Genomic DNA, 14072 nt, shown 5'->3' on the forward strand with positions numbered 1-14072 from the left:
GATGGTTAAATCCGCGATTTCATCGGCAATCCGCTGCGCGATTATTCGATGGTTTCGCTTTCCCCGAAGCTGCGACGGTCGATTTTGAACTTCTTGATACGCGAGGCCAGCGTTGTTGGTTTGATATCAAGAAGGGCGGCCGCACCATTGGCACCAAATACCTTGCCCTTGGTCACGGTCAGGGCATGGATGATGTTGTCATATTCGGTCTGGCGCAGCTCACCCCGGGTTAGAACTGTCTTTTCCGGTTTGCTGTCGGGTTCTGCATCGGGTGTTGGCAATTTGCGGCTGTCGCGTCCGCCATGTTCGGGCAGATCGAAATGCAGCTTGCCGTCATGGGCGAGGATGGCCGCACGTTCGATGACGTTTTCAAGCTCGCGTGCGTTGCCCGGCCAGCCATAGTTTTGCAGGGTGCGGACCTGCCCCTTGGTCAGGGTTGGTTGGGCGATATTCAAACGCTGACAGATATTGCGCAGAAAGTGCGAGGCCAGCGGCGGAATATCATCGGGCCGTTCGCGCAAAGGACGGCATTCGATCGGGAAGACGTTGAGGCGGAAATAAAGGTCTTCGCGGAAACGCCCCTGACGGACTTCTTCCTTAAGATCGCGGTTGGTGGCGGCAATCAGGCGGACATTGACTTCGCGTGTGCGTTCCTCGCCGATGCGTTCGAACTTTTGGTCCTGCAGTACGCGGAGCAACTTGCCCTGAAGCTCCAGCGGGATTTCGCCGACTTCATCCAAAAACAGCGTGCCGCCATCGGCCAGTTCAAACCGCCCGACACGATCACGCACCGCCCCGGTGAAGGCACCGCGCACATGACCAAAGAATTCGCTTTCAAACAGTTCATGCGGGATCGCGGCACAGTTCACACGCACCAGAACGCGGTCAGATCGGGCGCTTGCCTGATGGATGGCGCGCGCGATCAGTTCCTTGCCGGTGCCGGATTCGCCAGTGATCAGGACGTTGGCATCGGTGGGGGCGACGAGATCGATCTGCTTCAGCGCCCCCTGAATGGCATCGGACTGGCCGATGATTTCATGGTGGTTGTTGGTCGAAAGGATTTCTTCCTGCAAATAGGCGTTTTCAAGTTCGAGGCGTTCGCGCAGGCGGTCGACCTCGGCCAAGGCGGCATGCAGCTTTTCCTCGGCAATTTTACGTTCGGTGATGTCACGGAACACAATCACCGCCCCGATCACCAACCCGTGGTCGCGGATCGGGGTCGAGGTATATTCAACACGGATCGGTTTGCCGTCGCTGCGCCAGAAGACCTCGTCATCGACACGCCGGACGATGCCTTCGCGAAAGGCGTTGTAAATCGGGCATTGTTCGGCGTGATAGGGTTCACCATCAACGTGGGAATGGTGAATGATCGAATGGATTTCACGGCCCACCAGTGCTTGCGCCGTCCAGCCCAGCATGCGTTCGGCGGCGGGGTTGACGAAGGTTGTCACGCCATCGCTGTTGACCCCGTAAATGCCCTCACCCGCGGCCCCAAGGATCAGCTGGTTTTCACGTTCGATCTCGCGGAAGAAACGTTCGGCGCGGCGCCATTCGGCAATGCCTTCGCGCAAGTAGTCATCTGCCTCGGAATCGACATCACGGCGATGACGGGCATCAAGGTCGGAGATCGTGACAGTGAGATATTCCTCGCCCTCAAGGATCAGCGGGCGGGCTTCGTGTTCGAGTTTGAGCTCCGTGCCATCCGGGCGGGTCATATCAAGCCCGCGGGTCCAGGCAAATCCGTTATAAAAGGCGGCCTCGCTAAAGACGACGAGGCTGGGGACCTGACCCTTGTGCAGTGCACTCACCGAGGTCGCCAGAAGCTCCTCGATGCTGCGGCCAAGCAGGTTGGCAGCGGCCTGATTGGCAAAGACAATCCGGTCGGATTTGGGGTGAATCAGCAAGGTCGGGTGGGTATGCGCGAGCAATGCCTGCAAGTGCAGGTTTTCGATCATGACCGGTATCGGGTTGATTTCATTCATCCGCATCGCGCTGCTTCGTACTCCTTCTACGAAAAATCGTAATTACAGTTACGATATTTCGTAAATTACGAATTTTCGTATTTCGTAAGCGTCGCACCCCGCAGGCCAAGAGTCCAGCATTTTCAACGAAAAATGACGCATTGCACAAAATGGCACGCCCGTTGCTGTAGTGGGGGTGAACATCTGGTGCTGCCTTTCTGGCGGCGTAACAACACAGGGGGTGATCACATGTCAGTTAAAAGTCTGGGAAATCCATTTAGCGGCGATACCGATCTGCGCCACAGCAAGGGGTGTGGCTGTGAGGTTTGTGCATCGTCAAAAGATGGGCATACACATGCATCACACAAAGACCATGACCATGGCCTGAAACACGATCTGGCCAGCATGCCGGCCCATAGTGATATGGAAGCCAAAACGCCGGAAACGAGCGAAGAGATCCTTGATCGTGCCATCGACAGTGCCATCGTGCGGTCCGTCTTTGGCCATAACGACATTTCGCGTCGTTCGTTCGCCAAAATGGTTGGCGGCAGCACCATGATGGCGGCGCTTGCCTCGGTCCTGCCGATTGATAAGGTCAAGGCAGCGATCCTTGATGATCTGGGCACGCCGGAAAAATCCAAGCTTAATATCGGCTTTGTGCCGATTACCTGTGCCACGCCGATTATCATGGCGCAGCCGATGGGCTTTTATGAGAAATACGGCCTTGATGTTGATGTCATCAAGACGGCCGGTTGGGCAGTTGCCCGTGACAAGTCGCTGAACAATGAATATGACGCGTCACACATGCTGACCCCGATGCCGCTGGCAATTTCGATGGGCGCGGGTTCGACCGCAACCCCGTTCCTGATGCCAGCAGTTGAAAACATCAATGGTCAGGCCATCGTTTTGCATAACGACCACCTGGACAAGCGCGATCCGAAAGACTGGAAAGGCTTCAAGTTCGGCGTGCCGTTTGAATATTCCATGCACAACTTCCTGCTGCGTTACTACGTGGCCGAGCATGGTCTGGACCCGGATAAAGACATCCAGATCCGTGTCGTTCCGCCGCCCGAGATGGTTGCAAACCTGCGTGCCGGTAACCTTGATGGCTATCTGTCGCCTGATCCGTTCAACCAGCGTGCTGTTTGGGAAAAGATCGGCTTCCTGCACACCCTGACCAAGGATATCTGGGAAGGCCATCCGTGCTGTGCATTTGCGTGCTCGAAAGCGTTTTCTGAAGAGCTTCCGAACACCTATGGTGCGCTTCTGAAGTCCATCGTTGATGCGACCCAGTACGCGGCCAAGCCGGAAAACCGCAAGGAAATCTCGGCCGCGATTGCACCGGCCAACTATCTGAACCAGCCGGTTCCGGTGATTGAACAGGTCCTGACCGGTCGTTACGCCGATGGTCTGGGCGAAGTTAAAAACGTACCTGATCGCATCGATTTCGATCCGTTCCCATGGCACTCGATGGGTGTCTGGATCCTGACCCAGATGAAGCGCTGGGGCTATATCGAAGGCGATGTTGATTACAAGAAAATCGCCGAAGAAGTCTATGTCGCGACCGATTGCGCCAAGATCATGAAAGAGCTTGGCTATGAGGCGCCGACCGAGACGTACAAAAGCTATACCATCATGGGCAAGACGTTCGATCCCGATCAGCCTGAAGCCTATGTCAACAGCTTTGCCATCGGCAAAGGGGTAAGCTGATATGCTGGCATCGCTCAATGCCAGAGCTTTGGTGTTGTCACTCGTGCTTCTGGCGGTCTTCCTGGGTTTATGGGAGGCCGCCAGCCCAAAGCAGGAACTTGCTGGCGAACTTACAGAATATGAACTTCTGATGGGTGGGGCAGAGCCAAAAGCCGCTGTGCCGCCCCCCTCGGACGTCATCGCCAAGGCATGGGAAGAGCTGAGCAATCCGTTCTACGATGCCGGTCCCAACGACAAGGGGATCGGTATCCAGATCGGCTATTCGCTTTATCGCGTTCTGAGCGGCTATTTCCTTGCGGCGGCGCTGGCCATTCCGGTCGGGTTCCTGATCGGGATGTCGCCCCTGATGTACAAGGCACTTGATCCGTTTATTCAGGTGTTGCGACCGATTTCCCCGCTGGCATGGATGCCCTTGGCCCTGTTTGTCATTCAGGACAGTCAGGCCTCGGCGATCTTTGTCATCTTTATCTGTTCGATATGGCCGATGTTGATCAATACCGCCTTTGGTGTGGCGGGGGTCCGGAAGGACTGGGTCAATGTGGCACGTACCCATGAACTTGGCGCATTCAAGACGGCCTGGATCGTGATCCTGCCGGCTGCGGCACCGACCATCCTGACCGGCATGCGGATTTCGATCGGCATTGCATGGCTTGTGATTGTGGCTGCCGAGATGCTCGTGGGCGGGACCGGGATTGGCTACTACGTCTGGAACGAATGGAACAACCTTGATCTGACCAGCGTGGTGTTCTCGATCCTCATGATCGGTGTTGTCGGCATGTTGCTTGATACCGCCTTCGCCTATTGCGCACGTCTTGTGCAGTACCAGGAATAAGGAGACCTGATATGTCGACACCATTCCTGAGTTTGCAGAACCTGAGCAAGCGTTTTCAGGCACCCAAGGGCGGTGAAGCCCTGACGGTGTTTGAAAACGTCAATCTGGGGATCGAAAAGGGCGAGTTTGTTTGCATCATCGGCCATTCCGGCTGTGGCAAATCGACCATCCTGAATATCCTTGCGGGTCTTGATGAACCGACCGAAGGGGCGGTCATCATGAATGGCAAGGAAGTCTCGGGTCCCAGTCTTGATCGCGGGATCGTGTTCCAGAACTATTCCCTGCTGCCGTGGTTGTCCGCGCTTAAGAACGTCACCTTTGCCGTTCAGGCGCGCTACAAATCATGGAGCAAGAAACAGGTTCACGACCATTCGATGAAGTATCTGGAAATGGTCGGGCTGGCTGGCGGGGCGGAGCTTCGCAAGCCATCGCAATTGTCGGGCGGCATGCGTCAGCGTGTGTCTATTGCACGTGCCTTTGCGATCCAGCCGGAATTGTTGCTTCTGGATGAGCCGTTCGGGGCGCTTGATGCCCTGACACGTGGCAGTATTCAGGACGAGTTGATCCGGATCTGGTCGGGGTCTGATCAGACGGTCTTCATGATTACGCATGATGTGGATGAAGCCATTTTGCTGGCTGATCGCATTTTGCTGATGACCAACGGGCCGTATGCGCGCGTTGCCGAATCCGTTCAGGTCGATATCCCGCGCCCGCGCGAGCGGGCCAACATCATCCACCATTCCGACTATTACGACATCCGAAACCACCTGGTCGAATTCCTTGCCACCCGTTCCAAGGAACTTGCGGGCAAACAGGAAGACGGCGTTGTGGCCGAGCCATCCGTTGTGCGCTTTGGCGCGCACGGGGTGATTACGGATCCGAAAGACAACCGCAAACCGGCCACCAGCCGGGCGGAATAACCAAACGCACGCTGATTACTTAGAAGGAGAAAAGCTGTGAAAAAAGCAGATGTCAAAGAAATGATCATCGAAGCCAAAAAGGCCAAAGGCCTTGGCTGGGAAGAAGTCGCAAGCAAGATCGGCATGTCACCGGTTTGGACGACCTCTGTCTGTTTTGGCATGAATTCCGCGCCAAAGGACAAGGCCGACATGCTGGTTGCCCTGTTTGATCTGCCGGCCGAAGCATCGGCTGTGATGCAGGAATGCCCGATGAAAATCTGGGATCAGGCAGTTCCGACCGATCCGGCGATCTATCGCCTTTATGAAATCGTCGGTGTTTACGGCGAGACCATCAAGGAAATCATCCATGAGAAATTCGGCGATGGCATCATGAGCGCGATCGACTACGAAATGTATATCGAGCGCAAGGAAGACCCGAAGGGTGACCGCGTTGTCATTACCCTTGATGGTAAATTCCTGAAATACCGCGCCTGGTAAGATAACCACCCGGTACGAGCAGTCGCAGAAGACGAAACCGGCCTGTTTCATGCAGGCCGGTTTTGCTTTTTGGACGGTTCCAAAGAAGCCAGCACCGGACTGGAAACAATAAGTTTCTAGGCTCAGGACCGACTAATTTGATTTGAATGGCAGACCTTATATTTGTGAAATACAAGGAAAAGCCCGCTGGTCGGGCTGGTATCCCGGCCAAGGGATTTGACGCAGGAGTTTGCAAATATAAGGTCTGTCCTTCGGATTCACCGTATTTGCACGGGCTACTTTGTCGCAAAGCCTTGAAAGATATATATCTTCCTGCGGTTTTGCTCCGCGTATCCGCACAAATATGGTGAACCATTCAAACCAAATTAATCGGTCCTGAGCCTAGATTGCCGGTGGCGCATTTTCCATGATCGTCTAAATGTTATGGTCAACAACACATTGACTTGGAAAGGGCTTTAACATGGCTGATCTGTCGAGCTTCGGCATTACCAAACGCTGGCCTGCGCAAAACCCGGATGTCATCCAGCTTTATTCCTTGCCGACCCCGAACGGGGTGAAGGTTTCGATCATGCTGGAAGAAACCGGTCTGGACTATGAACCGCACCTGATCAATATCGGCGAAGACGAAACCTGGACCCCGGAATTTCTGTCGCTGAACCCGAACGGCAAGATCCCGGCAATCATCGATCCGAACGGCCCGAATGGCGAGCCGATTGGTCTGTTTGAATCCGGTGCGATCATTCAGTATTTGGCGGAAAAAACCGGCAAGCTTTTGCCAGCTGATCCGGCCAAACGCATTGAAGCGATCCAGTGGGTCTACTTCCAGATGGGCGGACTTGGCCCGATCTTTGGTCAGCTTGGCTTCTTCCACAAGTTTGCCGGCAAGGAGATCGAGGACAAGCGTCCGCTTGATCGTTATCGTAATGAATCCAAACGGTTGCTGGGTGTTCTTGAAACCCGTCTTGAAGGACGTGACTGGATCATGGGCGATGAATATTCGATTGCCGACATTGCATCTCTTGGCTGGGTGCGCAACCTGATCGGGTTTTATGATGCAGGTAGTCTTGTCGACTATCACGAATTTAAAAACGTTCCGGCCTGGCTTGAGCGCGGGCTTGATCGCCCGGCTGTTCAGCGCGGCCTGAACATTCCGGCGCGTGACTAACCGCCATTGATTTTGACCGGATGGATACAAATGCTTTCCATCCGGTCAGGCTCGCCTTAATTAGTGTGGAACGCATTTTCCCACGAAGTTAAGAGACCGATCATGACGAGCCGCATCAAGGACGCTGCCCTTGCCCAACAGATCACTGACGAGACCCTTGCCTGGTGCGAGGTGATTTGTCCGGTGACGGCGAAATACGGAAACTATGTTGCCAAGCGTGACTTGCGCGACAAGACCATCGTCAGTTTCCAGCACGTTCTTGAAGACACTATTCCCACATTGCTGCCGTTTGTGAAGGCGGGTGCGAAGGTCAAGGTCGGGGCCTGTAACCCGGATAGTACCGATGATGTTGCCGCCGCGTACCTTGCTGCGAATGGGGTCGAGGTCCATGCCTTTTCGGGGATGACGCCAGAAGAATATGCCAAAAGCATCGATATCCTGTCGTCCGAACCGGCCGATATCGTGGCCGACATGGGGGGTGAGCTGATCGAGGCGTTTGTGCAAAAGGGGCACAAGGTTGATGGCGCACTTGAAGCGACCACGACCGGTGTGCACCGCGTTGAGAAGCTTGATTATTCCTTCCCGGTATTTAATTGGAACGACATCGCCATCAAGGATCGCCTGCATAACCGCCATCACGTGGCGCAGGAAATGTGGCCGGTCTTTTCCAATGTGACGGGGCTTGCGCTTTACGGGCGGACGGTGCTTGTGATCGGCTTTGGTCCGGTCGGTCGCGGTGTTGCCGAACGTGCGCGCAATCTGGGTGCGGTGGTATCGGTTGCTGAGCGTGATCCGGTGCGTGCCCTTGAAGCGCAGCATCATGGCTGCCGGGTTGTCAGCCTTGAAGATGGCCTCAAGGAATGCGCGATCATTGTCACCGCCACCGGCCTTTCGGGCATTCTGGGCGAGAAACAGATCAAGCAGTGCCGTCGTGGTGCGATCTTGGTTAATGTCGGCCATTCCAATACCGAGATTGATGTCAAATGGCTCGATACCCAGACGCGCACGAAAATGCGTCGTCATATCGAACGGTTTGAGCTTGATAACAGCCGCGAGGTTTATCTGCTTAATCGCGGTAGTTTGCTGAACCTCGCCCCCGGGATGGGGGGATCAGGCAAGGATCTGTTTGATCCGTTCTCGGCCATTTTGATCCGTGGGATCGACTGGCTGGCATCGGGTGGGGCGGCATCGTTCAAGCCGGGCTTTTATGCCTATCCGGAAGATGTCGAACGCGAAATCGCCGAAGCGATCCTGCATTCCCATAGCTGATTTATTCTAAGAGCGAGCACGTCGTTAATCAGATACTGAAACACCCCGACCAACAGATGGCCGGGGTGTTTTTCTTCTTGGTGTTTGCTCGATGCCGATATCTTGGCGGCTTGGATCAGGATTTGTAGCCGATCCTGAGGTTCCCCCACTGTTCGCCATTGACCATGATCGGAACGTCACATTCCTTCATGAAGACGACGCTGTCGCCCATATCGCGGAAATAGGTCTGCAGCAGATGGGGCTTGGTATTGCGCCCGGCCATCAGACCAGCCCGGTCATCAAAGATGCGCCGGTTGCGGCAATTGCCCATGTTCCAGGCGGGTTCGCCCGGCCGCTGCGGTTGGCTATAGACCTTGTTATGGGTCGGGAGGAAGCCGTTGGTATCCACGCCCGCGGCAAAGACGATGTGTTCGTCCTTATCCAGCATGGCTTCCTGAAGCGGGGTGAAGTTGCGGTCCGTGAACGGGATATAGGGCGTCATGAACTGCTTGGGATCGGAGTCAGGGATCGGTTCATAACGGGTGTTAAACAGGTCTTCGTGCGTGAATTCCTGATTGCGCAGACCGCTTTCAAGTACTTTGCCCAGTTCGGCCGCCAGTTCCTTGCCCAGACCAGCGATCTTTTGATCATGTTCGCTGGTTTTCTCGAGCAGTCCGAGAATGACCTGCGTTGCGGCCTCGTCAACTTCGGTGAACTGGATGTGCGTGCCAAGGGTGGAGTGCGCTTTGACAATCCCCTTAAGGCGCGTTCCGTCTTCCATGGTGATGTTGATCGTCTTGTTGCGATCTTCTTCGCTGGCCTCGATCCGGGCCAGAAGACCGGCAATCGACATGTCGGCCGTAACGCCCGACCGGACATCGCCATTGCCAAAGTCGACCTTGATATCAACAGCAATCGGCACACGTTCTGTATGACGGCGGTTCGTGCTGTCTGCGCTGCGCAGAACCATGCGGAACCGGGTTTCCATCTCGTTGATGTCGTTGCGTATGTTCGAGGACAGAATGCGCAAGTTCTCGGCCGTTTGGCTGGCATTGTGCGATTTCTGGCTGGCCAGTTCGATGTCGCTCGAGATGCCCTGCATATGGGTCGACACTTCCTGCGCACTGGTCGAAATTTCGGCAATTGCTGCAGTTTGCTGTTCGACGGATGCGGAGATGTCGCTTGAAAGCTGACTGACTTCGTCAATCGCCCCGCCGATGCCCTCAATGGCGGTGACGGCCTCAGACGTTGCGCCCTGGATCGCGGTGATCTGAGCGTTGATGTCGAGGATGGCCTTTTCGGTCTGGGTCGCGAGGTTCTTGACCTCGTTCGCGACGACGGCAAAGCCCTTGCCGGCATCGCCAGCACGCGCAGCCTCGATCGTGGCATTGAGCGCTAGCATCTTGGTCTGATCGGAAATGCGTTTGACGATATCGACAACCTTGCCGATTTCAGTCGCTGTTTCTGACAGGCTGCCCATCGTTGCCGATGTTTCCTGTGCGCGGGTTACGGCCTGACCGGCGATGTCGTTGGTTTTGTGAATGCGTTCGGCGATTTCGTGGCTGGATGCCTGCAATTCCTCGGTCGCAGAGGCCACGGTGGCGACATTGTTACTGGCAATGTCGGTGGTGGCGGTGATGCGTTCGACCAATTGCGAAAGTTCGCCGGCATCGCTTTCCATCGCTTGGGCGACATCATTGGTGCGCCCGGCCTGAAAACCGACTTCGGAGATGATGTTGTCGGTTTCACGTTCGATGATTTCCGACATCGACTGGATTTCAGAAGCCGACTTGTCTTTGCCAAGCGCGTTCTGGCGGGCCGTGATCAGGCTGCTCATATCGGCCATCAAAAGACAGCGCGCGGCATCGGCGACAGCAGAACCACCCTTGGCGCGCGATGCCAGCGTCGCGCAGTTTGCCGAAACCTTGTGATAGGCCAGGACAAGCTGATCGGTGGCCAATCCGGTTACGGCATTGGCCAGAAGGTGATTGTTGAGCAGGTCATTAAGCGCGGCGGCGCTGCTTGCATTGGCCATTGCCGAAAAGCGTGCAGTGAGACCGGCAACGTGGCTTTTCGGATCGCTTGGCGCGGCACTGCTTTGTCCGGAACCCAGCAGTTCCGAAACCAGATTTTCTGCAAGCTGTTCGCCGTGCTGCGCAAAGAGGCCTTTGGCATCTTCAATTCGCGCGTAGATTGTATTTTCCGGCATTGCAGAAGTGTGATTCATTTGTATTTCACTCCCTTATTCCTTGCGGGCGTTTTGGCCCGCTTTTCACAGATTTTTAGCGTTCTGTGTGTGCTTTCGGAGAGTGTAGCACCTTAGGTAAGTCTAGAAGGTATCATACTTTAGGTTGATATGGAAAAAAGGCCCGCCAGGGATGGCGGGCCGAGTTTGCCCTCGTTGTTCACAGGGGCCACGGTTCGGATGTGAATTTCATCAGCATTTCAGAATGTTATCAGGTTTACCGGGTCAGAATGCCGCGTGTGACGACCTGTGCCTGAATTTCAGCTGCACCTTCGAAAATGTTGAGAATTCGCGCATCACACAGCACGCGGCTGATCTGATATTCGAGCGCATAACCATTGCCGCCGTGAATTTGCAGGGCGTTATCGGCGTTGGACCAGGCGACGCGTGCGCCGAGAAGTTTGGCCATGCCGGCCTCGATATCGCAGCGAATATCCTGATCTTTTTCAAAGGCCGAGAAGTATGTCAGCTGGCGCGCGATCATGGTTTCGACAACCATCCATGCAACTTTTCCGTACACCCTCGGGAAGGCATAAAGCGGCTTGGAAAACTGGATGCGGTCCTTGGCATAACGCATGCCGATTTCAAGCGCGTTCTGGGCCACGCCAACCGCACGTGCGGCGGTTTGAATACGGGCCGACTCGAATGTCGCCATCAGTTGTTTGAAGCCCTGACCTTCTTCACCGCCCAGAAGGTTTTCGGTCGGGACCTTGAAGCCATCAAAGGACAGCTCGTATTCCTTCATGCCGCGATAACCAAGCACCTCGATCTCGCCACCGGACATGCCATCGGCTGGGAAGGGGTTGTCGTCCGTGCCGCGCGGCTTTTCTGCCAGCAGCATCGACAGACCGCGATAACCGGACTCGTCCGGGTTGGTGCGGGTCAGAAGCGTCATCAGGTCTGAGCGCGACGCATGGGTGATCCAGGTCTTGTTGCCGGTGACTTTATAGCTGTCGCCATCCTTGACCGCGCGGGTGCGCAAATGCGCCAGATCCGATCCATTGTTGGGTTCGGTAAAGACAGCCGTCGGCAGGATTTCACCCGATGCCAGCTTGGGCAGGTAATGTTCCTTTTGCGCGTCCGTGCCGCCAAGGCGGATCAGTTCGGCAGCAATTTCGGAACGGGTGCCGAGCGAGCCAACGCCGATATAGCCACGCGACAGTTCCTCGGTCACGACGCACATCGCGGTTTTGCCCATGCCAAGGCCGCCGAATTCTTCGGGGATGGTCAGGCCGAAAACGCCGAGTTCGGACATTTCGTTGACGATCTCGATCGGGATCAGTTCATCGCGTTCATGCCAGCCATGGGCATGCGGAGAGACCTTTTCCTCGACAAAGCGGCGGAACTGATCGCGCACCATATCAAGGGTTTCGTCTTCAAGGCCGGTTTCCCCGAAGCGACCGGTATCAAGGCTGTCTTCGATCTCGGCAGCAATCGCACGGCGGGCGGCATCGGAATTGCCACTGCGCGCCAGTGTTGTGACCGACGGATTGGCGGCAAGGGATGCGATGATGTCTTCGGCCACGCCAAGGGTGGAAAGCCGAATGATCTCGCCTTGTGACATCGGAATGCCACCGATTATCTGGGCGAGATATTCGCCAAAGGCCGATTGCAGGATCAGTTGTTCGAGATTGCCAAACTTACCCTGGTCCTTAAGCCGGGTTGCCCATGCCTTCATCTGCCCCAAGGCCGTGACATAGGTGGTGAACCAGGCAAAGCCGTGTGCGGCAAACTGGTTATCATCAAAGGCATCCGCATTGACCCGGCCATCGACCGTCACAGCATTGCGCAGCGCATATTCAGCGGCATCATAAACGGGGCTGAGTGCAGCAAGCGCGTCATCGCACAAACGTTCGAGGTCAGGCAAAAGGGCGTTATCAGTCATTGTTCGGGTCCTCGGATCGGGTCGTCTTTGTGCAATCCTGTGGGGCGATTGCGCAATCGGTTATGGTGCATCAAAGCTCGGAAGGGTGGTGGCACCCCGGCGCAAATCGGGCGAGAATGCGCGCAGGGTGCCAACAATCAGTCGAAGGCCGGGTGTTGGACGACTTGGGAGAATCCAACACCCAAGTGGGATTATCCTTCGACTGCTTCTTCAAGCGTGCGCATGCCCGGGCGTTTGGCCTGAACCAGAACGGCCATGTTGCCCGGCTTGTGTTCGTTGCGCATCATCTTCATGTGGGCGCGCGGAATATCTTCCCAGGCGAACACTTCGGACATGCTCGGATCAATGCGGCGTTCAACCATCAGGGTGTTGGCCTGCGATGCCTGTTTGAGGTTGGCAAAGTGGCTGCCCTGAATACGTTTCTGACGCATCCATACGAAACGGGCATCGAAGGTCAGGTTAAAGCCGGTGGTACCGGCACAGAACACGACCATGCCACCGCGCTTCACAACGTTACATGATACCGGGAAGGTCTGTTCGCCCGGATGTTCAAAGACAATATCAACGTCATTGCCCTTGCCGGTGATGTCCCAGATTGCCTTGCCGAATTTGCGGACTTCTTTCATGTAGTCGCCAAATTCAGGCCCGTTGACCGTAGGCAGCTGGCCCCAGCAATTGAAGTCCTTGCGGTTGATAACGGCCTTGGCGCCTAGTCCAAGCACAAAGTCGCGCTTTGTTTCATCGGATATGACGCCAATCGCGTTGGCCCCCGCCGTGGTGATCAGCTGGATCGCCATTGAGCCAAGACCGCCTGATGCGCCCCAGACCAGAACATTGTGCCCCGGACGCAGGATGTGCGGGCGATGGCCAAACAGCATGCGATAGGCGGTGGCAAGGGTCAGCGTGTAGCACGCGCTTTCTTCCCAGGTCAGATGTTTGGGACGCGGCATCAGCTGCTGTGCCTGAACACAGGTGAATTGTGCAAAGGACCCGTCCGGGGTTTCATAGCCCCAGATGCGCTGGGTCGGCGACAGCATCGGATCGCCGCCGTTACATTCTTCGTCGTCGCCGTCATCCTGGTTGCAGTGGATGACCACTTCGTCGCCGACTTTCCAGCGGGTGACCTTGGAGCCCACGGCCCAGACGATGCCCGATGCATCCGATCCGGCAATGTGGAACGGGCAGTCATGGACATTAAAGACCGAGATCGGTTTGCCGAGCGATGCCCAGACACCGTTATAGTTCACACCGGCCGCCATCACGAGAACGAGGACTTCGTGGCTGTCGGGCTGGGTCACCGGCAGGACTTCACACTGCATGGCGGTATCGGGTTCGCCGTGGCGTTCTTCGCGAATCGCCCATGCGTACATGTTCTTCGGCACATGGCCGAGCGGCGGGATTTCGCCGATTTCATAAAGATCTTTTTCTTCCTGACCGCCACGGAAAGGCAGCACTTCAGCAGACGTATTCATGGCCTTCACTCCTTGTTCGGGGTCGATCCGGGTTGCAGGGTAATGAAATTACCTATGCTGCGCTGCGGTCGACGAATCCTCCAAGCCACGGAATTTGTTCTATTTCCCCGGGCATCTCCCGGTTTTCTGCGGGTTTCTCGCAGATGAAACCGGGGCG

The 14072-nt window shown here is 55.8% G+C and carries 10 protein-coding genes; 6 read left to right on the forward strand and 4 right to left on the reverse strand.

Going from position 1 to position 14072, the window contains the following annotated elements; all coding sequences use genetic code 11:
• Positions 1 to 41: 41 nt before the first annotated feature.
• A complete protein-coding gene (locus tag UF64_RS05580) occupies positions 42 to 1988 on the reverse strand; it encodes a sigma 54-interacting transcriptional regulator (RefSeq protein ID WP_052657463.1) in 1947 nt (648 codons plus the stop codon).
• Between the two features lie 222 nt (positions 1989 to 2210).
• Between UF64_RS05580 and UF64_RS05585 the strand changes: the two genes are divergently transcribed.
• The 6 genes from UF64_RS05585 to UF64_RS05610 all read left to right on the forward strand — a co-directional run bounded on the left by UF64_RS05585 (position 2211) and on the right by UF64_RS05610 (position 8334).
• The gene (locus UF64_RS05585; protein WP_044827648.1) at positions 2211 to 3671 is read left to right on the forward strand and encodes a CmpA/NrtA family ABC transporter substrate-binding protein; all 1461 of its coding nucleotides are present in this window, start codon (positions 2211 to 2213) and stop codon (positions 3669 to 3671) included.
• Position 3672: 1 nt separating this feature from the next.
• Positions 3673 to 4503: a nitrate ABC transporter permease gene (ntrB, locus tag UF64_RS05590; RefSeq protein WP_044827649.1), complete on the forward strand. Its 831-nt coding sequence runs from the start codon at positions 3673 to 3675 to the stop codon at positions 4501 to 4503.
• Positions 4504 to 4514: 11 nt separating this feature from the next.
• On the forward strand, positions 4515 to 5423 hold the full coding sequence (locus tag UF64_RS05595; RefSeq protein WP_044827650.1) for an ABC transporter ATP-binding protein: 909 nt from the start codon (positions 4515 to 4517) through the stop codon (positions 5421 to 5423).
• 36 nt (positions 5424 to 5459) lie between these two features.
• Positions 5460 to 5900 carry a cyanase gene (gene cynS, locus UF64_RS05600; protein WP_044827651.1) on the forward strand — a complete coding sequence of 147 codons (441 nt, stop codon included), beginning with the start codon at positions 5460 to 5462 and terminating at the stop codon, positions 5898 to 5900.
• A gap of 460 nt (positions 5901 to 6360) precedes the next feature.
• Positions 6361 to 7065, forward strand: coding sequence for a glutathione S-transferase N-terminal domain-containing protein (locus UF64_RS05605; protein ID WP_044827652.1), 705 nt, complete (start codon positions 6361 to 6363; stop codon positions 7063 to 7065).
• 102 nt (positions 7066 to 7167) lie between these two features.
• A complete protein-coding gene (locus UF64_RS05610; protein ID WP_044827653.1) occupies positions 7168 to 8334 on the forward strand; it encodes an adenosylhomocysteinase in 1167 nt (388 codons plus the stop codon).
• A 115-nt stretch (positions 8335 to 8449) separates the two neighbouring features.
• On the opposite strand, the gene UF64_RS05615 is transcribed toward UF64_RS05610, so the two are convergent.
• The 3 genes from UF64_RS05615 to ccrA all read right to left on the reverse strand — a co-directional run bounded on the left by UF64_RS05615 (position 8450) and on the right by ccrA (position 13915).
• Complete coding sequence (locus UF64_RS05615) at positions 8450 to 10540, reverse strand: methyl-accepting chemotaxis protein (RefSeq protein ID WP_044827654.1); 2091 nt, start codon at positions 10538 to 10540, stop codon at positions 8450 to 8452.
• Positions 10541 to 10775: 235 nt separating this feature from the next.
• Positions 10776 to 12443 carry an acyl-CoA dehydrogenase family protein gene (locus UF64_RS05620; RefSeq protein ID WP_044827655.1) on the reverse strand — a complete coding sequence of 556 codons (1668 nt, stop codon included), beginning with the start codon at positions 12441 to 12443 and terminating at the stop codon, positions 10776 to 10778.
• A 191-nt stretch (positions 12444 to 12634) separates the two neighbouring features.
• Positions 12635 to 13915, reverse strand: a complete 1281-nt coding sequence (ccrA, locus tag UF64_RS05625) for a crotonyl-CoA carboxylase/reductase (protein ID WP_044828175.1) — start codon at positions 13913 to 13915, stop codon at positions 12635 to 12637.
• Positions 13916 to 14072 lie beyond the last annotated feature (157 nt).

The organism is Thalassospira sp. HJ (assembly GCF_000948415.1).
Taxonomy (GTDB): Bacteria; Pseudomonadota; Alphaproteobacteria; order Rhodospirillales; family Thalassospiraceae; genus Thalassospira.